22 protein-coding genes are annotated in these 21015 nt (G+C 70.5%); 13 read left to right on the top strand and 9 right to left on the bottom strand.

The genetic code is table 11. The features are described 5' to 3' along the window. Positions 1-37 precede the first annotated feature (37 nt). A complete protein-coding gene (locus BY998_RS18430; protein WP_110353091.1) occupies positions 38-316 on the top strand; it encodes a helix-turn-helix transcriptional regulator in 279 nt (92 codons plus the stop codon). A 6-nt stretch (positions 317-322) separates the two neighbouring features. Here BY998_RS18430 and BY998_RS18425 read toward each other — a convergent pair whose 3' ends face one another. Next, positions 323-1558, bottom strand: a complete 1236-nt coding sequence (locus BY998_RS18425; RefSeq protein WP_110353054.1) for an FAD-dependent oxidoreductase — start codon at positions 1556-1558, stop codon at positions 323-325. Then, complete coding sequence (locus BY998_RS18420) at positions 1555-2541, bottom strand: LysR family transcriptional regulator (protein WP_110353053.1); 987 nt, start codon at positions 2539-2541, stop codon at positions 1555-1557. Before BY998_RS18420 ends, BY998_RS18425 begins: the two co-directional genes overlap by 4 nt. A gap of 206 nt (positions 2542-2747) precedes the next feature. Between BY998_RS18420 and BY998_RS18415 the strand changes: the two genes are divergently transcribed. Together BY998_RS18415 and BY998_RS18410 are read left to right on the top strand one after the other, a co-directional pair. Next, the gene (locus tag BY998_RS18415; protein WP_110353052.1) at positions 2748-3794 is read left to right on the top strand and encodes a class 1 fructose-bisphosphatase; all 1047 of its coding nucleotides are present in this window, start codon (positions 2748-2750) and stop codon (positions 3792-3794) included. A gap of 28 nt (positions 3795-3822) precedes the next feature. Beyond that, positions 3823-4683 carry a phosphoribulokinase gene (locus BY998_RS18410; RefSeq protein ID WP_110353051.1) on the top strand — a complete coding sequence of 287 codons (861 nt, stop codon included), beginning with the start codon at positions 3823-3825 and terminating at the stop codon, positions 4681-4683. 13 nt (positions 4684-4696) lie between these two features. On the opposite strand, the gene BY998_RS18405 is transcribed toward BY998_RS18410, so the two are convergent. Beyond that, positions 4697-5614 (bottom strand): hypothetical protein, encoded by a 918-nt coding sequence (locus BY998_RS18405; RefSeq protein ID WP_110353050.1) that lies wholly within the window; start codon positions 5612-5614, stop codon positions 4697-4699. 294 nt (positions 5615-5908) lie between these two features. On the opposite strand from BY998_RS18405, the gene rpe reads away from it, so the two are divergent. The 6 genes from rpe (at position 5909) to BY998_RS18375 (ending at position 12147) form a co-directional block, all read left to right on the top strand. Further along, on the top strand, positions 5909-6592 hold the full coding sequence (gene rpe, locus BY998_RS18400; protein WP_110353049.1) for a ribulose-phosphate 3-epimerase: 684 nt from the start codon (positions 5909-5911) through the stop codon (positions 6590-6592). Then, a complete protein-coding gene (locus tag BY998_RS18395) occupies positions 6586-7347 on the top strand; it encodes an HAD-IA family hydrolase (protein ID WP_110353048.1) in 762 nt (253 codons plus the stop codon). The genes rpe and BY998_RS18395 overlap by 7 nt, the downstream gene beginning before the upstream one ends. Positions 7348-7536: 189 nt before the next feature. Further along, positions 7537-8676, top strand: coding sequence for an OpgC domain-containing protein (locus BY998_RS18390; protein WP_110353047.1), 1140 nt, complete (start codon positions 7537-7539; stop codon positions 8674-8676). Continuing rightward, positions 8595-9536 carry a GDSL-type esterase/lipase family protein gene (locus tag BY998_RS18385; protein ID WP_110353046.1) on the top strand — a complete coding sequence of 314 codons (942 nt, stop codon included), beginning with the start codon at positions 8595-8597 and terminating at the stop codon, positions 9534-9536. The genes BY998_RS18390 and BY998_RS18385 overlap by 82 nt, the downstream gene beginning before the upstream one ends. 92 nt (positions 9537-9628) lie before the next feature. Then, positions 9629-10993 carry a lipopolysaccharide biosynthesis protein gene (locus BY998_RS18380; protein WP_110353045.1) on the top strand — a complete coding sequence of 455 codons (1365 nt, stop codon included), beginning with the start codon at positions 9629-9631 and terminating at the stop codon, positions 10991-10993. A gap of 2 nt (positions 10994-10995) precedes the next feature. Then, positions 10996-12147: a GNAT family N-acetyltransferase gene (locus BY998_RS18375; RefSeq protein ID WP_110353044.1), complete on the top strand. Its 1152-nt coding sequence runs from the start codon at positions 10996-10998 to the stop codon at positions 12145-12147. Between the two features lie 17 nt (positions 12148-12164). Here BY998_RS18375 and BY998_RS18370 read toward each other — a convergent pair whose 3' ends face one another. After that, positions 12165-12479, bottom strand: coding sequence for a hypothetical protein (locus tag BY998_RS18370; protein WP_110353043.1), 315 nt, complete (start codon positions 12477-12479; stop codon positions 12165-12167). 154 nt (positions 12480-12633) lie between these two features. Between BY998_RS18370 and BY998_RS18365 the strand changes: the two genes are divergently transcribed. The 3 genes from BY998_RS18365 (at position 12634) to BY998_RS18355 (ending at position 14878) form a co-directional block, all read left to right on the top strand. Beyond that, on the top strand, positions 12634-12843 hold the full coding sequence (locus BY998_RS18365; RefSeq protein WP_110353042.1) for a hypothetical protein: 210 nt from the start codon (positions 12634-12636) through the stop codon (positions 12841-12843). 23 nt (positions 12844-12866) lie between these two features. Beyond that, positions 12867-13679 carry an MBL fold metallo-hydrolase gene (locus tag BY998_RS18360; RefSeq protein ID WP_110353041.1) on the top strand — a complete coding sequence of 271 codons (813 nt, stop codon included), beginning with the start codon at positions 12867-12869 and terminating at the stop codon, positions 13677-13679. 452 nt (positions 13680-14131) lie between these two features. After that, positions 14132-14878: a YebC/PmpR family DNA-binding transcriptional regulator gene (locus BY998_RS18355; protein ID WP_110353040.1), complete on the top strand. Its 747-nt coding sequence runs from the start codon at positions 14132-14134 to the stop codon at positions 14876-14878. A 232-nt stretch (positions 14879-15110) separates the two neighbouring features. Here the strand turns inward: BY998_RS18355 and BY998_RS18350 are convergent, their stop codons facing one another. The 5 genes from BY998_RS18350 to moaB all read right to left on the bottom strand — a co-directional run bounded on the left by BY998_RS18350 (position 15111) and on the right by moaB (position 19484). Further along, complete coding sequence (locus BY998_RS18350; RefSeq protein WP_110353039.1) at positions 15111-15734, bottom strand: GNAT family N-acetyltransferase; 624 nt, start codon at positions 15732-15734, stop codon at positions 15111-15113. After that, on the bottom strand, positions 15734-18079 hold the full coding sequence (locus BY998_RS18345) for an Orn/Lys/Arg decarboxylase N-terminal domain-containing protein (RefSeq protein ID WP_110353038.1): 2346 nt from the start codon (positions 18077-18079) through the stop codon (positions 15734-15736). The genes BY998_RS18350 and BY998_RS18345 overlap by 1 nt, the downstream gene beginning before the upstream one ends. Before the next feature lie 84 nt (positions 18080-18163). Continuing rightward, positions 18164-18526, bottom strand: a complete 363-nt coding sequence (locus BY998_RS18340) for a TonB family protein (protein ID WP_110353037.1) — start codon at positions 18524-18526, stop codon at positions 18164-18166. A gap of 79 nt (positions 18527-18605) precedes the next feature. Further along, positions 18606-18812 (bottom strand): hypothetical protein, encoded by a 207-nt coding sequence (locus BY998_RS18335; RefSeq protein WP_110353036.1) that lies wholly within the window; start codon positions 18810-18812, stop codon positions 18606-18608. Positions 18813-18926: 114 nt separating this feature from the next. Continuing rightward, complete coding sequence (gene moaB / locus BY998_RS18330) at positions 18927-19484, bottom strand: molybdenum cofactor biosynthesis protein B (protein WP_110353035.1); 558 nt, start codon at positions 19482-19484, stop codon at positions 18927-18929. Between the two features lie 195 nt (positions 19485-19679). Between moaB and purB the strand changes: the two genes are divergently transcribed. Further along, positions 19680-20987, top strand: a complete 1308-nt coding sequence (gene purB / locus BY998_RS18325) for an adenylosuccinate lyase (protein ID WP_110353034.1) — start codon at positions 19680-19682, stop codon at positions 20985-20987. The last annotated feature ends 28 nt before the right edge of the window (positions 20988-21015 follow it).

The raw sequence follows: 21015 nt of genomic DNA, 5'->3' as shown, positions 1-21015 counted from the left end.
GGACGAGGGCGTGGCGAGCGGCACGTCGCCCAACACCATGACGGCGGCCCAGTGCCGGGGCGCGCGAGGCCTGCTCGGTTGGTCGGCGGCGGATCTCGCCGGCCGGTCGGGGCTGGACGAGGGCTTCGTGCAGACCTTCGAGTCCGGCACGGGCGATCCCGCCTCGGGCCGGATCGAGGCGCTGCGCAGCACCCTGATGCGGGCCGGGATCGTCTTCACCGACGGCGCGACGCCGGGCGTACGCCTCTCCGAGCAGCAGCGCGGGGGCGACGAGGGCACCCGGCTCGGCGACCTGACGACGGAGAACGACCGCTGAGAACGGTCAGGCGGTCGCCAGGGCCTTGAGATCGAAGCCCGGATCGGCGGCCTGCTCGGGCGTGAGGCTTTTGGCCGAAGCCAGCAGGCGCCGGGCCGCCATGTGATCGGCCGGGCGATCGACCGATTCGACGGCGCTCAGCGCGCCGTCGCGAAAGCGGAACACGGAGAAGCCGGCGCCGGCCCGTCGCGGGACGCTGGCATCGCCCGGCCCCGCAAGGCCGGCGATCTGCAGCTTGCGCGGACCCTGATCGCTCCAGAACCAGGGCACCGCGTCGTAGGCGGCGGGACGGCCCGTGAGCCGTGCGGCGAGGCTGCGGCCCTGATCGACCGCGTTCTGCACCGATTCGATGCGCACCCGGTCGCCGCCGGGCAGACCGTGGGCGAAGCGGCTCGGGAAGCGGACGCAATCGCCGATGGCCGAGACCGCCGGATCGGGCGTGGCAAGGAAGGCATCGACCTCGATGCCGTCGCGCACGGGCAGGCCGGCCGCTTCCGCGAGTTCCTGGTTCGGCAGGACGCCGATCCCGACGAGCACGAGATCGGCAGGCAGCCGGTGCCCGTCGGCGGTCCGTACGGCGACGGCCCGTCCCCCCTCCCCCTCGATGGCGGTGACGCCCGCCTCGAACAGGAAATGGACTCCGGCCTCCTCGTGGAAGGCGCGGAACGCCTCCGAGGTCTCGGGCGAGACCGCCCGCGCCATGACGCGGCCGGCCGCCTCGATCACCGTGACGGACAGGCCCCGACCGGCGCAGACCGCGGCGAATTCGAGCCCGATGAAGCCTGCACCCACCACGACGATGCGGCCGGCGCTCTCGATGTCCGCACGCAGGGCGTCGGCGTCGTCGAGGGAGCGGAGCTGGCGCACGCCCGCGAGTTCGGCGCCCGGCACCGGCAGGGGCCGGTTGCGGGTGCCGGTGGCGAGGACGAGGTGGTCGTACGGGAGGCTTTCGCCATCCGCGAGGCGCACCTGCCGCCCCTCGCGGTCGATCCGTGCCGCGCGGGTCTCGGGGCGGTGGCTGATCGCGTGGTCGGAAAAGAAGCTCTCCTGCCGCAGCAGGAGGCCGCGGGCATCGGTCTTGCCGGCAAGATAGGCCTTCGACAGCGGCGGGCGCTGATAGGGCAGCACCGCCTCCTCGCCGATCAGGGTGAGGCGTCCGGCAAAGCCCGCCTCCCGCAGCGAGGCCGCGGCCTGGAAGCCCGCCTGGCCCGCGCCGACGATGACGATGTCGTTGACGCTCATGGGCCGGCCTCGGCGGGGCTGCGGGCGGATTTGCCGGCGACGCCGTCCGAGCCGTTGACGGGGAAGCCGCCGGGGATGCTCGGGAGGAAACGGCTGCCCTCCCGAACGAGGTAGTCCCAGAACGCGTCCGAGGCCGGACCGAGCACCTTGTCGGCGCGCCGCACCACGTACCAGTCGCGCCGGATCGGCAGGCCCTCCACGTCGAGCAGGGCGAGGCGTCCGGCCGCGACCTCCGAGGCGACGGTGTGGCCGGACAGGAGCGCGATGCCGAGCCCCGCCATCACCGCCTGCTTCAGGGTCTCGTTCGAGCCGGAATCGATGCCGAGCTTGGCCCGGCGGATCATCACGCCGCTCATGAATTCCTCGAACACCGAGCGGGTGCCCGAGCCCTCCTCGCGCACGAGAAAGGATTCTTCCGCAAGATCCGCCCGGGTCAGCCCGCGGCGTCCGATCATCGGGTGGTCGGGGGCGGCGATCAGGACCAGGGGATGGGGACCGAAGGTTTCGGCCTCGATGGCGAAGTCCCGGGGCGGACGGCCCATGATCGCGAAATCGATGTCGTAGTTGCGCAGGGCCTCGATCGTGTCCTGGCGGTTGCCGACGGTGAGCGCGATCTCGACCTTCGGATGGCCCTCCATGAAGCCGGCGATCACGGGCGGCGCGAAGTACTTCGCCGTCGAGACCACGCCGAGACCGACCCGGCCGCCGCCGCCGCCCTTCAGGGTCCGCAGGCGGTCGGTGCAGGTCTCCAGCACCGTATTGATGCTGTTGATCGCCCACAGCATCTCGCGGCCCGCATCGGTGGGCTTGAGGCCGGTGGGCGTGCGGTCGAACAGCAGCAGGCCCGCCTCCTCCTCGAGCTGGCGGATGCGTGCGTAGAGCGCGGCGGAGGTGACGTTGAGCTCCTGCGCGGCCCTGGTCATGGTGCCGAGCCGCGCCACCGCGGCGACCGCCTGAAGCTGCTTGAGCGAGAGGTTGCGCATGCCTCGTTTTTAGTTTTTTTGCAGGGCACCACAAGTTTTTTTAGAAATCTTTCGACAGCAGTCCCGTGCCGTCTGGCGCTGCCGGCCCGCTGCGGCGTATCATGGTCCGCGGCCGCCTGCATGCCTCACGGCGGACATGGCCGGCCAGAACGCCGCGCAGGGCGCAGAATGCGAACGCGGCCTCGACGGGAGCGAGCCTTAAGACGATGACGAAGCCCAACGCGTCCTCCCTCGACGATCATCTCGACGCCGAGGTCGCTCGGGACGCCTCCCTGGCGGATACCGCCGCCACGATCCGGGCGCTGGCGGCCGCCGCGATCGAGGTGAGCGAGATCGTCGGGCGCGGGTCCCTGGCCGGCGACCTCGCCGCGCAGGGCGAGCACAACAGCGACGGCGACGTGCAGAAGGCGCTCGACGTGATCGCCCACAAGCGCTTCATGCAGGCGCTGGACGAGGCCCCCGTGGCCCAGGTCGCCTCGGAGGAAGCCGAGGACATGGTGCAGCTGAAGGCCGACGCGCCGCTCGCCGTGGCAATCGACCCGCTCGACGGCTCGTCCAATATCGGCGTCGGCATGGTGGTCGGCACCATCTTCGGCATCCGCCCGGTCGCGCGCGGCGACGACCCGAACGCCTCCTTCCTGACCCCCGGCACGACGCAGACGGCCGCCGGCTTCGTCGTCTACGGCCCGGCCACCACCTTCGTGATCACGCTGGGCAACGGCACCCGCATCTTCACCCTCGACCGGGCGGCGGGCGTGTTCCGGCTGACCCATGACGCGATGAAGATCGTGCCGAGCGCGAACGAGTACGCGATCAACGCCTCGAACGCGCGCCACTGGGACGGGCCAATCAAGAGCTTCATCGAGGATTGCCAGCGCGGCACGGAAGGCCCGCGCGACCGCGACTTCAACATGCGCTGGACCGCCGCCCTCGTGGCGGATGCGCAGCGCGTGCTGATCCGCGGCGGCATCTTCCTGTATCCGGGCGACAACCGGAAGGGCTACGCGCAGGGTCGTCTGCGCCTCCTCTACGAGACCGCGCCGATCGCCTTCCTGATCGAACAGGCCGGCGGCGAGGCCACCGACGGCCAGGCCCGCATCATGGAGCGGGTGGCCGCCCGCATTCACGAGCGCTCGCCGCTGGTGTTCGGCTCCACCGAGGAGGTCGCCTGCGTGGCCAAGTACTATGACGGGCGCCAGCCCACCGCCGGCCGCTCGCCCCTGTTCGGCCAGCGCGGCCTGATGCGCAGCTAGAGCGCCCGCCCCAAGCCCCACACCGTCCATGTCGGCGCGTCACCCCATCATCTCGGTCACCGGCTCCTCGGGCGCCGGGACCACCTCGGTCCGCAACACCTTCGAGCAGATCTTCCGCCGGGAGGATGTCAGCGCCGTCTATATCGAGGGCGACGGCTTCCACGCGTTCGACCGCGATACGATGCGCGCGATGATGGCGCACGAGCCGACGCTGAGCCACTTCGCCCCCCGCGCCAACCTCCTCCCCGAATTGGAGGAGGTGTTTCGCAGCTACAGCGAATCCGGCACCGGGCGCACCCGGCACTACGCCCACGACGATGCGGACGCGATCCGCTACGGCGTGCCGGCGGGCGCCTTCACGCCCTGGGAGCCGTTCCAGCCGGGCTCGGACCTTCTGTTCTACGAGGGCCTGCACGGCTGCGTGGTCGACAACGCCGTCGATCTCGCCCGCTATCCCGACCTCAAGATCGGGGTCGTGCCGGTCATCAACCTCGAATGGATTCAGAAGCTGCACCGGGACCGCTCGACCCGCGGCTACTCGACGGAAGCCGTCACCGACGTGATCCTGCGGCGGATGCCCGATTACGTGCAGACGATCTGCCCGCAATTCTCGTGGACGGACATCAACTTCCAGCGGGTGCCGACGGTCGACACCTCCAACCCCTTCATCGCCCGCTGGATTCCCACGGCCGACGAATCGATGGTGGTGATCCGCTTCAAGGATCCGAAGGGGATCGACTTCTCCTATCTCGTATCGATGATCCACGACAGCTTCATGAGCCGGGCCAACTCCATCGTCATCCCCGGCGGCAAGCTGGATCTGGCGATGCAGCTCATCCTGACGCCGATCATCATGCAGCTGGTGGAACGGCGCCGACGGCTCGCGTGAGGCCGCCCGCCCCCTAGGGACTCGCGCCTTCCGAGACCTCGCTTCGCGCGATCGCCTCCCGCTCACCCCGCGGCACGCCCTGCGCGTCCAGCAACATCCCGACCGCCCGCGAAAACTCCGGCGTGCGCAGGTAGCCGTAGGATTTGTGGCGGTTCGCCCCGCCCTTCGGCCGCCGGTAGGCGTTGATGACGGGGCAATCGACGACGCCGACGCCCGCCGCGTTCGGGGTGTAGGCTTCCGACAGCACGGTGCCGACGGTCGCCACGTCCTCCCGGTCGCCGAGATTGCTCCAGCGGGCGACCGCCTCGGGCACCCGCAGGTCCCCGTGCTCGGCGGCGAGCCGGTGCTTGATCTCGGAGAGCCCCAGGGGCGCGCCCATGGTGACGAAGTGGGAGACCTGCGGCCGGCAGCCCTCGCGCTCGAGCTGGCGCAGCACGTCGTAAGCGATCAGCGAGCCCATGGAATGGGCGGCGAGCAGCAGCCGGCGCCCGGCGTGGCGCTCGAACGCCTCCCGCAGGCGGTCCCGCGCCGCTTGGCGGAAGAGGATGTCCTCGTGGTAGCCCCACAGGTCGTCGAGGCGATGCTCGATGATGACGTCGTCCAGAATCTGCCGGCCGATCCGGTCCTGGCACCATTCGACGACGCGGTAGAGCCGATCCGTCAGGGTCGGGGCGGTGGCTCCGTCAGGGCTCGGGAAAGGCCCCCGCCCTCGGGCAGCGTAGTAGGGCTCCCGGTTGCGGGTCTCGCAGAGCGGCGCGTCGTAGCGCAGGTCGGCCCAGTAGACGAAGTCGAAGGGCAGATCCTCCCGGTCCCGGCCGAGGTTGCGCCGCATCCCCTCGCGGATCGCCTGCCCCCACCACGCCTGCTTCTCCTCACGGGGCGGCTTGTTGGCCAAACCGTGGATGCCGAGGATGAGAGGGCGTTCCTGCATCGGTGAAGAAAAGAGGGTTCGTCACGGTCCGGTGGCCGGCGCAGTGCCGGATCGCCCCGGCATATAGTGCACGAGCGAAGGCGGTCCGCGCGACAAATTGGGCAAGGCCGCACCATCCGGTGCCGGCGGGGCGGATCGCGCGCGCACTTCACCCTGACAGCGTCGGCTTTTTGCGCGAAGGCGGTGAGCATCTTTCCGGCCGACGCCCTAGATCGGTGTTAGGAAGCCTCATTCATCCCGAGTGCCGGCCGCCGATCCAGGCGGTGCGGCGCGTCGCCTGCCCCGAGCCGTTCCATGACCATCATCGCACCCTCGATCCTCGCCGCCGACTTCGCGAGGCTCGGCGAGGAGACGCGGGCGATCGCGCAGGCCGGCGCCGACTGGATCCATCTCGACGTGATGGATGGGCATTTCGTGCCCAACATCAGCTTCGGCCCGGCCGTGGTGAAGGCACTGCGGCCCTGCACCGACAAGTTCTTCGACGTCCACCTGATGATCGCTCCGGCCGATCCGTACCTCGCCGCCTTCGCCGAGGCCGGGGCCGACGCCATCACCGTCCATGTCGAGGCGGGCCCGCATATCCACCGCTCGCTCCAGACGATCCGAGCCTTGGGCAAGCGCGCGGGCGTGGCGCTCAATCCCGGCACGCCGGCCTCGAGCATCGAGCCCTTGCTCGACATGCTCGATCTCGTGCTGGTGATGTCGGTCAACCCGGGCTTCGGCGGGCAGAGCTTCATCGACTCGTCGCTGGAGACCCTCGCGCGCGTGAAGGCGATGACGGCCGGCCGCTCCATCGACATCTCGGTCGACGGCGGCATCACCCCCGAGACCGCCGGGGCGGCGGCGAGCGCCGGGGCCGGCATCCTCGTCGCCGGCTCGGCGGCCTTCAAGGGCGGGCCGGACGCGTACGGAAAGAACGTCGCCGCGATCCGCGAGGCGGCCCAATCGGCCACCGGGCGGGACGGCGTGCGATGCTGAAGGCGCTGATCTTCGACGTCGACGGGACGCTCGCCGAAACCGAGGATCTGCACCGGCAGGGCTTCAACCGCGCCTTCCGGGCGCTCGGCCTGCCCTGGTACTGGTCGCCGGAACTCTACGCCGAACTCCTCAAGGTGATGGGCGGCAAGGAGCGGCTCCTCCACTACATCGAGCGCTTCCATCCCGCGGAGGCGGCCGGCTTGAAGGCCCGCATGCCCGAGATCCACGAGCTCAAGACGCGCTCCTACGGCGAGTTGGCACGCAGCGGCGGCCTCTCCCTGCGTCCCGGCGTGCGCCGCCTCGTCGAGGAAGCGCGGGCGCAGGGCGTGCGGCTGGCCGTGGCCACCACCACCAGCCGGCCGAACATCGATCTCCTGCTCGAGCTCAACTTCCCCGATGAGGCGCAGCCCTTCGACGTGATCGCGGCCGGCGACGAGGCGGCGCAGAAGAAGCCCGCCCCGGACATCTTCGCGCTCGCGGTCCACCGCCTCGGCATCGACCCGTCCGAGGCGATCGCCTTCGAGGATTCCGCGGCCGGCATCCGCTCGGCGCTCGCCGCCGGGCTGCCGGTGCTCGCCACCCGCAGCCGCTACACCCGAAGCCACCGGCTCGACGGAGCCTTCTCGGCGGTCTCCGACCTCGGCGAGCCCGACGCGCCCCACCACCCCATCCAGGGCTACGCCTGGCCGGGCGGCGTCGTCACCCTCGACGGCCTGCGCGACTGGCATGCGGGGCACCTGCACGGAGGGGCCTGACCGGCGAAATCGCGCGCTCGTCGCCCCCGGGCGGGTTTCCAATCCGCCCCCGCGCGGTCTATCAGGGCGGCCGTCTTCCGCTTCCGGGTCGCGGGTCCCGGAACGGCGCCGCGCCGGCCGTCAGCGGCCCCCGTGCGGGAGGCCGGGACTCTGCCGCGTCGACGTCACACCGCCGGACCGTGGAGCCTGATGCGCGAGCCGAACGCGATCGATTTCTGGCGCGGCTTCGCGCTGGTGACGATTTTCATCAACCATATCCCCGGCAACTTCTTCGAGCGCTACACCTTCTCCCAGTACGGCATCTCGGATGCCGCCGAGTTGTTCGTGTTCCTGGCCGGCTGGTCGATCGGGCTGGCGACCCGCGGGCGGGACGGCCTGCCCGAGCCGCGCCTGATGACGGTGCTGCGGCTGCTCTCCCGCACCGTCGAGGTGTACCGGGCGCAGATCACGATCATGGCGCTCGCGCTCGCGATGATCGCGGGCTGCGCGCTCTATCTCGACAACCCGCTCATCCTCGAATGGCACAATGCCGGCGGCTTCTTCGCCGACCCGATCCAGACCATGGTCGGGGTCGTGCTGCTCACGCACCAGCTCGGCTTCTTCAACATCCTGCCGCTCTATGTGGTGCTCATCGCCATCGCGCCCGCCGTGGTGCTGATCGGCCGCGTCAGCCGGACCCTGCTGCTCGCGCTCTCGCTCTCGCTCTACGGGGCGAGCCTCGTCTTCGAGTGGAATTTCCCCTCCTGGCCCGGCGAGGGCGACTGGTTCTTCAACCCGCTCTGCTGGCAGCTCCTGCTCGTGCTGGGCTTCCTCGCGAACGAGGCCACGCGGGAATCCGACCGCCTGCGGCGCCTGTGGCGGCGCCTGACGCCGCTCGGCATCGGCATCGTCATCGTCGGCTTCGTCCTCGCGGTGCTGGAATTGCGGCCCGATCCGATGCTGGCGCCCGAGCCCCGGCTCGTGTTCACCTTCGACAAGACCTATCTCTCGCCCGCCCGGCTCATCCATTTCTGCGGGATGATCCTGGCCTTCCAGGCAGTCTACGCACTCGTCGCGCCGCGGCTCGGCCCGCTCGCCCGGTTTCTGTCAGGTTTGGGGCGCAACTCCCTCGCGGTCTTCTCGATGGGATCGCTGTTGAGCCTGGCTGCACAATTCGTGCGCTTTCAAACGGGCGGCGGTATCATCGTTGACATTTCGGTCGTAGGTTTCGGCCTGTTTGCACTGGGTTTCACCGCATGGTTCGTCGAATGGCGTTCCCGCAGGCCGCGGCCGACGCGCAAGGCGCCCGACACCGCCTCGCCCGCGGATTCATCCTCTGGCTCGGCCTGAGCCTGGGTCTCGGCTGTGCCGTCTCCGCGCGCGGCGAAACCGCCGCGACAACCACCGTGCCATCAGCCGCCGCGGCCGAGACATTGGATCAGAGCCTGTCGCCCGAGTGCCGGGTGCCGGGCTCGAAACTCTACACGCTGGCCCGGCTCAAGGCGGTCAAGGCCGCGCTCAAGGAGAAGCGGCCGATCCGCGTGCTGGCGATCGGTTCCTCCTCGGCCGGGCTCGGCGCCTCCGCGAGTTATCCGGTCAAGCTGGAGAATGCTCTCGAACAGGCCCTGCCCGACGTTCAGGTCGAGGTCGAGGCCCGCGGTCTTCCCGGCGAGGTGGCGAGCGGGGCGGGCGAGCGGCTGCGCACCATGGTCGCCGAGTTGGAGCCCGACCTCGTGGTCTGGCAGGTCGGCACCAACGACGCGCTGGCCCGCGTCGACATCGAGGCCTTCGGCGAGGCCCTCGATGAGTCGGTGCAGTGGATCAAGTCCCACGACATCGACATCGTGCTCATCGATCCCGTCTTCACGGAGAGCTTGGCCGACGACGCCTACTACACGCAGATGGTGCGCACGGTGCAGGACGTGGCCCGCCGCGAGGCGGTGCCCCTGGTCCACCGCTACGCGGCGATGCGCTTCCTCTCGACCCAGCGCACCAGCGAGGCCCACATGCTGGGCCGCCACTTCCGGCTCAACGATCTCGGGCTGCGCTGCATGGCCGAGCACGCCACGCGGGCGATCTCGCTGTCGCTGCTGCAGCCCGACGCGGTGAAGGGCGATGCCGCCAATCCGGACGCGACGAAGCCGGATGCCGCCAAATCCGACTCAGCCAAGACCGGCACGACGGGCGCCGCGCCGACGCGCGATCCGTAGTGCCTTAACCGGCCCGAAACGCCGCCGCCTCTACGTTGACGGCGGAGCGTGCCGGCCTCCTCCGCGCCCGGCGCCCCGTTCGGATGGCGCCCATGGCAGCGGACAAGATGATCGCGGGGCGGCCGGCGGCCCTCCCTCCCTTCGAAACGATCCTCGCCCGGTTGCGCGCGACGCCCGCCGTCTCGGCGCTCGGAGTGTTTTCCGTCCGGATCGGCGCAGCGGGATTTGCCTACGGCGCGCAGGTCATCATGGCCCGCATGATGGGCGGGGCGGAGTACGGGATCTTCGCCACCGTCTGGGTCTGGATCGCCATCCTCGGACACACCGCGACGCTCGGCCTCTCGCAGGGGGCCTGCCGCTTCCTGCCCGCCGACCAAGCCCTCGACCGGCTCGACAGCGTGCGCGGTTTCCTGCTCGGCGGTGCCCTGGCGAGCCTCGCGGGCGGATTCGCCCTCTCGCTGGGCGGGCTCGCGGTGGCCGCCGCGCAGGGCGGCCTGCTCGCCGGCCCGTACGGCACGCCGATCCTCCTGGCGGCCGTCGTCGTGCCGCTCTTCGCCTTCCAGGATTATCTGGAGGGCGTGGCGCGCAGCCAGAACTGGCCGCTTCTGGCGATCGCGCCGCCCTACCTGCTGCGCCAGGGCCTGATCATGGCGGCCATGGTGGCGGCCGTGCTCTTGGGGGCACCGGCCGAGGCCTGGGTCGCCATCGCCTGCACGCTGGCCGCGACCGGCCTCGCCGCGGCGCTCCAGGCCGCGATGCTGCTGGTGCGCCTGCGCCGCGCCCTGCCCGCCGGCCCGCGCCTCTACCGCTGGCAGCTCTGGCTCGGGGCCTGCCTGCCGATCGCGGCGGGCGATCTCGCCGCGAGCGCCTTCGGCTTCGTTGATGTGGTGATCCTCGGCTTCCTCGTGCCGCCGGAGGCCATCGGCCTCTACTTCGCCGCCACGCGCATCCAGCAATTCGTGGCCTTCGTGCATTACGCGGCCTCGGCCACCACCGCCCAGCGCCTGGCCGCCGCCAGGGCGCGGGGCGACGAGGCCGGGCTCGGCCGGCTGGTGCGGGGGCAGGCGCGCTGGACCTTCCTCGCCACCGCCGGCGTCGGGCTCGGCATCCTCGCCGTCGCGCCGCTGCTGCTCGGACTGTTCGGCGAGGCGTTCCGCGCCAGCCTGCCGGTGCTGGCGATCCTGGTGGCCGGCAGCGTGGCCGCGAGCCTGTTCGGTCCGGGCGAGGACGTGCTGACCATGCTCGGCGGCGAGCGGCTCTGCGCCGGGATCACCCTGGCAGCGCTGGCGCTGGCCGCGCTCCTCTGCCTCATCCTGGTGCCCTGGCTCGGCGTCGCCGGGGCGGCACTCGGGGTGGCGGCCGCACAGATCGGCCGCGGGCTCGCCATGGCCCTGGGTGCCCGGGCGATCCACGGTCTCGCCACGCCGGTCCTCGGCCTCTCGCGGAAAGCCGCCTGACGATGACGCTCTTCGCCCTCGCGCATCCCCCCGCATCCTGCCGCGCCGCCATCGAGCCGGTGGCGGGGCTCGCCGGACAGCCGGCGGCCTGGGACGCCCTCGGCGCCCGCGCCGCCGCGCCCCACCCGTTCTACACCCGGCAGGCCATCGAGGCCCACCGCACCCACGGCCTGTGCGACCCGCGCCTCTCGGCCGTCGTCGTCCGCGAGGGCGCCGGCTGGGGCGCCCTGCTGCCCTTCACCCTGCGCCCGGACATCGCCGGCCTCGGCGCGGCGATCGCACAACCCTTCCACTCGCCCTACGTCACGGCGAGCGCGCCGCTGGTGGCCGACGGCCCCGGCCTCGAGCAGCGGCTCGACGCCCTGGTCGCCGGCCTCGCGCTCGCCTCCGGCGGCCGGGCTTGGCGCTGGCCACTCCTGGCGAGCGAAACCCGCATCGGCGCCGGGCTCCTCGCGGCGATGGGGCGGGCCGGCTGGCAGGTCGGGACCGTGGCGCATTTCGAGCGGCCCGTGCTCGAGCGGCGCACCGATTACGACACCTTCCTCGCCGGTCATCCGCACAAGAGCCGCCTGAAGGATCTGCGCCGCCGCCGCAGGCGGCTCGAAGAGGCCGGGACGCTGCGCGTCGAGAGTGCGAGCGAGGGCACGGAGTTGGAGCGGGCGCTGGAGGATTTCTTGGCCCTGGAGGCGGCCGGCTGGAAGGGCGAGGCCGGCACCGCCCTGCGCAACCGTCCGCAAACCGAGCGTTTCGCCCGCGCCCTGTTCCGGGCCGACGGCGGCCCCGTCGCGGTCCGGGCCGATACCCTGCGCCTCGACGGCCGGACGGTGGCTGCGAGCCTCGCCCTGGTCTCCGGCGGCACCGCGACCCTGCTCAAGACCGCCTATGACGAGGGGCTGCGCGCCCTCGCCCCCGGCCTCGTGCTGGAGGATGCCATCGTCCGGGCCGTCCACAGCGAGGCTTTTGCCGAGCGCCTCGATTCCGCGACGCTGCCGGGTTCGGCGCTGGAGAGCCTCTACCCGGAGCGCGAGACCATCGCCGAGATCGTCGCCGTGCCGCCCGGCGCCGGCCTGATTTCCCTGGAGCGGCGCCTGCGTCTCGCCCGGTTCGAGCACCGCGCCCGGGCCGAGGCCAAGCGCCTGCTCAAGCGGGGCTGACGCCCCTTCTCACAGCGTCAGCGCACCGAGTTGTCGCCGTTGTTGCGCTGAACGCAGCGATAGCCGGCGAAGCAGTTCGGATCGTCGAGAGTCGGCTCGAAGGCCGGCCGGGCGCTCACCTCGTTCTGACAGGCGCCGCTCTCGAAATAGACCGTCTCGTAGGCGGTCTGGCTCGTCGCGAGCACGATGCGGCGCTCCCGTGCCACCAGCGCCTTGACGGCTTCGCAGGTCATGGAGCGGGTGAGCGGCCGCTCCTGCGCCGCGGCCGGGAACGCCGCCAGGGCGAGGCCGAGACAGAGCAAGCGGGAGAATGGGGGAGCGAAGCGATTCATCCTGGGGCTTCCGGTTCGGGCGCGATCGCCGACCACGGCATCTGGCGGAGCAATCGCCTGCACCGCAAGCCGGTTCTCGCCAGGCACGGGGAACAAGGCCCGCACGGCTCCTCTTGATCGGTGAAGAAGTCCTGACATCCTTCTGGAGGCGCCGATGAGCTCGACCGACGCGACGAGGCCCGACGATCCCGCCGAGACGCCCGGCGCCCGCACCTACGAGCAGCGCGAGGTTTCGCCCTCAGTCCAGGGCCGCCGCTCGCCCGGCGCGACGGAGCCCGGCGACATCGGCGCCCAACGCGACGAGGAGGCGCCGCCGCGCGAACGCCCACGCCCCGAGGACGGCCAGGGATATCGCGGCGGCTGAGCAGCGCCGACGGGAGCGGGCTCGTGCCGATCCAGATCTGCGTCACCTGCGGGACGAGCTTTCCGTCCTCCGCCGCGCCGCCGCGGCGCTGCCCGATCTGCGACGAAGAGCGGCAATACGTGCCGGCCTCGGGTCAGACCTGGACTACGCCGGACGCCCTCGCCTCGGGCCACGCCAATGCGTGGCGGCAGGCCGAATCCAACCTGTTCGAGATCGAGACCCATCCCCGCTTCGGCATCGGCCAGCGGGCCTTCCTGCTCCGCACGCCGCACGGAAACGTGCTGTGGGACTGCCTCGCCCTGCTCGATCCGGCGACGGTGGCGCTGATGCGGGCGCTCGGCGGGCTGTCGGCCATCGCGATCTCGCATCCCCACTACTACGCGACCATGCCGGACTGGGCCGCCGCCTTCGACGCGCCGGTCTACCTGCACGCCCGCGACCGCGAATGGGTCATGCGCCCCGACGACCGCGTGGTGTTCTGGGAGGAGGACGAGCGGACGATCCTCCCCGGCCTCGACCTCCTGCGGCTGGGCGGCCACTTCCCCGGCGGCAGCGTGCTGCACTGGCACGACGGGGCGCAGGGACGCGGCGCGCTGCTGTCCGGCGACATCGTCCAAGTCGGGGCGGACCGGAAGACGGTCTCCTTCCTCTGGAGTTATCCCAACTGGCTGCCGCTCTCCGGGGGCAGCGTGGCGCGGATCGCGGCGCGGCTGGAAGGTCGCGCCTTCGCGCGCCTCTACGGCGCCTTCGGCCTGCACATCGAAGAGGGTGCCGCCGAGGCAGTCAGCCGCTCGGCGGCGCGCTACCGGGCGCTGCTGGCGCAGGATCAGCCCTGAGGCGGCCCTTCGTGTCGCTCGAGGCAGCGCCCTTGGCGGGCCGCGGGAACAGGGTCGCGCCGGCCAGGGCGCCGAGAAGCGCGGCGAGGCCGAACCGCCAGCCCCCGCGCCGCGGCGTGCCGGCCGCTCCCGTCGGGCGCTGCTCCATCGGCATCCGGCTCTCCGTTCGCGGCGTCCGTGGCCTGTCCGGTCGAGGCAGGTCCATCGCGGCAAGTCTATCATCCTCCCCGTACCGGCGGCCACCGTCTCGGAGGCCGCCGGTACGGCGGGAATCCGGCACTTGCCCCCGGCGCGGGTGGGAGAACCGGCCACCGGGCGACGACTCCCTTCCCCGCGTTGCCTCGGCGGGCGCGGGCGGCCTATAAGCACCGTTCCCGACACAGCCCGCGCGGCGTCGAGGATCCCTGGCGAGGGGAGCCCTCCGCCCGCCCGAACGAGAAGACGATCCCGCCATGGCCGGGCATTCCCAGTTCAAGAACATCATGCACCGCAAGGGCCGCGTCGATGCGGTCCGCTCGAAGGTGTTCAGCAAGCTCGCCCGCGAGATCACGGTGGCAGCCAAGCTCGGCACGCCGGACCCTTCGATGAACCCGCGCCTGCGCGCCGCAATCCTCGCGGCCCGGGCCGAGAACATGCCCAAGGACAACATCGAGCGCGCCATCAAGAAGGCCACGGGCGGGGACGGCGAGAACTACGAGGAGATCCGCTACGAGGGCTACGGCCCCGGCGGCGCCGCGCTCATCGTCGAGGCGCAGACCGACAACCGCAACCGCACCGCCAGCGACGTGCGCTCGGCCTTCACCAAGTCCGGCGGCAGCCTCGCCGAGACCGGGGCGGTCGCCTTCATGTTCGACCGGGTCGGCGTGATCGCCTTCGCAGCCGACGTCGCCGACGCGGACGCGATGCTGGAGGCCGCCATCGAGGCCGGCGCCGACGACGTGCGCTCGGATGCCGACGGCCACGAGGTCACCTGCGCGCAGGACGCCTACGGCGACGTCTCGAAGGCGCTGGAATCCCGCTTCGGCGAGCCGCGCCGCACCGGCCTGATCTGGAAGGCGCAGAACACCATCGATGTCGACGACGAGACCGGCGAGAAGCTGATCCGCCTCGTCGAGGTGATCGAGGACCAGGACGACGTGCAGAACGTCTACGTCAACTTCGCCCTGTCCGAGGCGCTGGTGGAGAAGATGGGCGCCTGAGGGCGCTCACCGCGAGGCCATCGACGGCGCGCCGGATCGTGCCGGCTGCGCCGCGCGCGCGGACGCTCCACATCGTCTCCATTTGATCGCCTCGGCCTTCGCTCCGTCATCGCGAGGCAGAGCCGAAGCGACCCGGAGCGCGAATTGTCCGCAGAGTGCGGAACCCTGGATTGCCACGGCTTCGCCTCGGAATGACGACGGAAGAGACGGAAGCAATCAGCCGGAAAGCGGATCAGACGGTGCGCGGCGGGAAGGGACTCGCCCGGCCCGGCGGGTGCCAGGCCGAGGGCTGGTCCTCCGCGCCGGTGCCGAGGGGACACTGCACCATCACGCTGTCGCTCCAGCGCCCATACTTGTAGCCGATCGCCGGCAGGTAGCCGACGCGGACGAAGCCGCAGGCCTCGTGCAGGCGCAGGCTGGCCTCGTTGCTGGCGTCGATATAGCCGATCATCTGCCGGTAGCCGCCCGCCGAACAGGCCTCGATCAGCGCCGGCAGCAGGCGGCGCCCGATGCCCGCGTGCAGATGGTCGGGATGCACGTAGATCGAGTGCTTGAGGGTGTAGCGATAGGCCGGGCGCTTGCGGAAGGGCACGGCGTAGGCGTAGCCGGCGATCTGCCCGCTCCTTTCGGCCACGAGATGGGGCAGGCGCTTGCTGCGCATGTTCTTGCGCCGCCGCTTGAGTTCGTCGGGCAGCAGGCGCTCCTCCTCGAAATCGCCCGTGTCGCCCACGCCCCGGCGGATATGGCGCTCGTAGATGGCGATCATCGCCGGCACGTCGGCGTCCGACGAGGGCCGGATCACCACCTCCGCACCCGGCGCGGCGTTCGGGACGATGGTCGCCGCGCCCGAAGCCATCAGGCGCCCTCGCGCACGACGTAGGTGTGGAAGCGGATGCGCCCGTCCGGATCGGTCTCGCGGTAGACGCCTTGGATCTCGGCCTCGAAGCCGGGGAACAGATTGGCCGCCGCCTCGAACATCTTGAAGTAGTCGAGCATGGGCTTGGCCCTCTCGTCCAGGCGCTCGCCGGGCAGCACCGTGCCGATCCCGGGGGGATAGACCAGCATCAGGGTGGTGGCGATGCGCCCTTCGGCCTCCGCGATCGGCACGTAATCGACCCGGTTGCGCGTCAGCATCTGCGCGGCGGCCTTGGGCGGCATCACCATCTCCGGCAGGTGCTCAGGCATGAACTGCTTGCGCTGGAGCGCCGAGGTGCCCGATTCGCGGTGGAAGGCGTGGTAGTCGGCGCAGAGATCGCGCAGGCCCACGCCGCGGTAGCGCTTGGGCCGGCGGGCGACGAATTCCGGCATGGCCTCTTCGAGCGGCACGTTGTCGTCGTGCAGGCGCTTGAAGGCGACGAGGCCGGAGATCAGCGTGCCGGCTTTCGACGACTCGACGCCCGGCGTCAGCAGGAAGAGCAGCGAGTTGAGGTCGTTCTTCTCCGGGACGATCCGGTTCTCGCGCAGGTACTGCGCGACGATCGGCGCCGGCACGCCGTGCTCGGTATACGCACCGGTCTTGCGGTCGAAGCCGGGGGTGAGCACCGTGAGCTTGTTCGGGTCGGTGATGGCGAAGCCCGGCGCGACATGGGTGAAGCCGTGCCACGCCGCGCCCGGCGTCAGCTCCCAGTAGCGGGCATCGGCGGCCAGGGCGTCCGTCGGCACGGCCTCCCACGGGATTTCCGTGCCTTCGGGCCCCTTCACCACGTCGGGCACGAAGGGGTCGAAGAACCAGCGCCGCTTCGGGTCGGCCTCGCGCTCCTCGAATTCCTTGCGGATGGCGCGGGCTTTTTTCCGCCACTCGATGCCGAGCCGGATCGTGTCGTCCCACAGCACGACGCCCGAGCGGCCCTTCATCATCTGCGCGCCGACATCGAGCGAGGCGAAGAGCGGGTAGAACGGCGAGGTCGAGGCGTGGACGAGGAAGCTCTCGTTCAGGCGCTTGTGCTCCACGCGCCGGGTCTGGCCGCGGATATGCCCGTCGCGGGTATGGATCTGCGAGGCTTGGCTGAAGCTCGCCAGCTGCTTGTGGGTCGATTGCGTGGCGATGATGCCGGGCGAGGTCTCGTCGAGTCCGGTCAGGCCCATGGCGAAGCGGCGCTGGTAGAGCGGGTGGAACTTCATGAAGCCCGCCCAGGCCTCGTCGAACAGGATGTAGTCGCACAGGTGGCCGATCCGCTCGACGATGGCCTGGGCGTCGTAGATCGTGCCGTCATACGTGCATTGCTCGATCACCGCGCAGCGGAACGGGCGCTCCTTGCGCCACGCCTCCTTGTCCTTCACGAGCGGGTTGTCGCGGATCTTCTCGCGGATGCGCTGCTCGTCGAGCGCCTCGTGGTAGATCGGCCCGATCAGGCCGTAGGCGTTGCGGTCCGTCTCCAGGAAGATCGGGATGCCGCCGGCGAGCAGCAACGCGCCGTGATGGGCGGCCTTGTGGTTGTTTCGGTCGAACAGGACGAGGTCGTCCTCGGCCACCAGCGAGCCCAGCACGACCTTGTTCGAGGCCGAGGTGCCGTTGAGGACGAAGTAGGTCTTCTCCGCCCCGAAGATCTTGGCGGCTTCTTTCTGCGCCTTCAGGGCGGGTCCTTCGTGGGTCAGCAGGTCGCCCAGATCGAGCACCGAGTTGTCGAGGTCGTCGCGAAAAATCGCCTCGCCCAGATGCTCCACGAAGATGCGGCCGATCGGCGAGCGGTTGTAGAAGATGCCGCCGTTATGGCCGGGGCAGGTCCAGAGCTGGTTGCCCTCCTCGGCGTAATCGACCAGCGCGCCGAAGAACGGCGTCTTCAGCGTGTCGGCGTATTGCGTCACCCGGGAGACGAGGCCGCGGGCGATGAATTCCGGGGTCTCTTCGGCGAGGAAGATGTAGCCGTCGATGAAGTCGAGGAGTTCGACCGGGATGTCCTCCAGCCGCTTGCGGCGGACCATGATGACGATCGGCATCTCCAGGCCGCGCCGGCGCATCATGTCGATGAGGGCTGCGGCCTTGCCCTCGAGGCCGCGCTTGCCCCAGTCGACCACGAGGCAGCCGACGGCCGAGTCGGTCTGCACGGCGATCGAGGCATCCTCGACGCGTCGTGCCCGCACCACCTCGAAGCCGCGCTTCTCGACCGCCGCGACGATCTGATCGACCCGCGCGCCCTCCAGGTCGTCCGGATCGAAGGCGGGCGTGCACATCAGCACGGTGAATCGGCGGTGGAAGTCCATGGAGCGCGGCTCTCCTGACGAACGGAAGTCCTGCCTTTCCGACCCATCCGCGACGATTCGATGACAGGCGAAGGCGCGATCGCCTCACCGCAGCCTGAGGGGGAAGCTCAGCTCGGTGAAACCTTCGAGCGTCAGCAGCCCGGCCGGCGGCGGCGGGAAGGGTGCGGCCGCCTGGACGGCGCGGGTCGCGCGCTCGCCCAGCGGCGCCGGGCCTTCCTCGATCTCGACGCGGTCGAGCGTCCCATCGGCGGCGATGCGCATCCGCAGCGTCACCTCGCCGCCGCGGCCCGGCGCCGCGGCCCGGTCGGCCATGCCGATGCGGCTGACCACGCCGGCCACCCAGGCCCGCGCCTTCGCATCGACCCGCGGCGCGGCGTGGCCCATCCCGGGCGAGACGGCGAGCAGCAGGGCCGAGAGGAGGACAGACCGGAGGAGAGACGCGACCAAGACAGAGACTCCGCAACGAAAAAGGGCGCCCTATGGCGCCCCCGGGACCGTGTGACCGTCAGCCGATCACATCGTGCCATCACATCTTGTTCTTCTTCGACTTCATCTTCTTCGACTTCATCTGGCCGCCGGAGCCGGACATCTTGTTCATGCTGCCCTCGGGCTTCACGCCCGTGGCGTTCGAACCGGTCATCTGCGTGGTGTTTCCGCTCTGAGCCACGGCGGCCGTGCTCAGGGAAGCGGCGCCGACGAGAAGGGCGGCCGCGAGGCCGATCGCCTGTTTCATGAACGTCTCCCGAATCTTATTGGACTTGACCGGGACATCAACCGTCGGCTGCGAAGGCGGTTCCTCTCTCGCGCGCACCCTTGATCGATGCGGTGCAGCAACCGCCGCGGCATTTCAGGCGCCGATCGACGCCCCCCGGCGCAGATGCTCGTCGAGGCGCGGCATGATCTCGACGAAGTTGCAGGGGCGGTGGCGGTAGTCGAGCTGGCTCGCGAGAATGCCGTCCCAGGCGTCCCGGCAGGCACCGGGCGAGCCCGGCAGCACGAAGATGTAGGTCGCCGCCGCGACGCCGGCGGTCGCCCGCGACTGCAGCGTCGAGGTGCCGATCTTGTCGTAGGAGATGCGGTGGAACACCGCCGAGAAGCCGTCCATGCGCTTCTCGAACAGCGGCTCGATCGCCTCCGGCGTCACGTCGCGCCCCGTGAAGCCGGTGCCGCCGGTGGTGATGATGACGTCGATGGCGGGATCATGGATCCAGCCCTCGATCTTCTCGCGGATGGACACGACCTCGTCGGGCACGATGTCCCGGTCGGCAAGTCTGTGGCCGGCTTGCGTGATCCGTGCGGCGAGGGTGTCGCCGGACTTGTCGTCGGCGAGCACGCGCGTGTCGGAGACCGTCAGCACGGCGATGGCGAGGGGGATGAAGGCGCGGTTCGAGGGCGTCTCGGCCATGGTCGTCTCCGCAGGCAGGTGTCGGACGTGCGTTCCATCCCATAGGGCGCGCCGCCCATCTTGTCCCATCGCCGCCGCAGCGTCGATGTCACCCTTGCACGGCGGCGCTGCCGCCGCTCGCGTTTACGCTCCTCCCCGCCCCATGCTAGGCGCCGCATCAGAGCAGACGCGTCCCCGAGTCGAGGCGAGAAACAGATGATCCCCCGCTACTCCCGTCCCGAGATGGCCGCGATCTGGTCGCCGGAGAGCCGGTTCCGGATCTGGTTCGAGATCGAGGCCCACGCCACCACGGCCCTGGCCAATATCGGCGTCGTGCCGAAGGAGGCCGCCGACAAGGTCTGGGAGAAGGGCCGCGACGCGACCTTCGACGTCGCCCGCATCGATGCCATCGAGGCGGTGACGAAGCACGACGTGATCGCCTTCCTCACGCATCTGGCCGAGATCGTCGGGCCCGAGGCGCGCTTCGTCCACCAGGGCATGACCTCGTCCGACGTGCTCGACACCTGCCTCAACGTGCAGCTCACCAAGGCCGCCGACATCCTGATCAAGGATCTCGACGCATTGCTGGCCGCGCTGAAGCGGCGCGCCTTCGAGCACAAGCTCACCCCCACCATCGGCCGCTCGCACGGCATCCACGCCGAGCCCGTCACCTTCGGCCTCAAGCTCGCTCAGGCCTATGCCGAGTTCGCCCGCGCGAAGGACCGGCTCATCGCCGCCCGGAAAGAGGTCGCGACCTGCGCGATCTCGGGCGCGGTCGGCACCTTCGCCAACATCGACCCGCGGGTGGAGGAGTACGTCGCCGAACAGATGGGCCTCCAGCCGGAGCCGGTCTCGACCCAGGTGATCCCGCGCGATCGCCACGCGATGTTCTTTGCCGTGCTCGGCGTGATCGCCAGTTCCATGGAGCGGCTGGCGATCGAAGTGCGCCATCTCCAGCGCACCGAGGTGCTGGAAGCCGAAGAATTCTTCTCGGAGGGGCAGAAGGGCTCCTCGGCGATGCCGCACAAGCGCAACCCGGTGCTCACCGAAAACATCACCGGGCTCGCACGCATGGTGCGCGGCTACGTGACCCCGGCGCTGGAGAACGTCGCACTCTGGCACGAGCGGGACATCTCGCACTCTTCGGTCGAGCGGATGATCGGCCCGGACGCCACCGTGACCCTCGACTTCGCGCTCGCCCGGATGACCGGCGTGATCGACAAGCTGCTGGTCTACCCCGAGCAGATGCAGAAGAACCTCGACCGGCTCGGCGGCCTCGTCCACTCGCAGCGCGTGCTGCTGGCGCTGACCCAGGGCGGCCTCTCGCGGGAGGATTCCTACCGGCTGGTCCAGCGCAACGCGATGCCGGTCTGGCGCGGCGAGGGCGACTTCCTCACCCTGCTCAAGGCCGACCCGGAGGTGACCGCCGTGCTCAAGCCCGAGCAGATCGAGGAGTGCTTCGACCTCGGCTACCACCTCAAGCACGTCGACACGATCTTTACCCGCGTGTTCGGAGAAGCCTGACGCGGCTTCCAGCACGGAACCTGCTTCG

The organism is Methylobacterium sp. B4, from assembly GCF_003201865.1.
Classification (GTDB): domain Bacteria; phylum Pseudomonadota; class Alphaproteobacteria; order Rhizobiales; family Beijerinckiaceae; genus Methylobacterium.
Note: the sequence above shows the minus strand (reverse complement) of the source record. Positions and strands in the feature narration are given on the sequence as shown.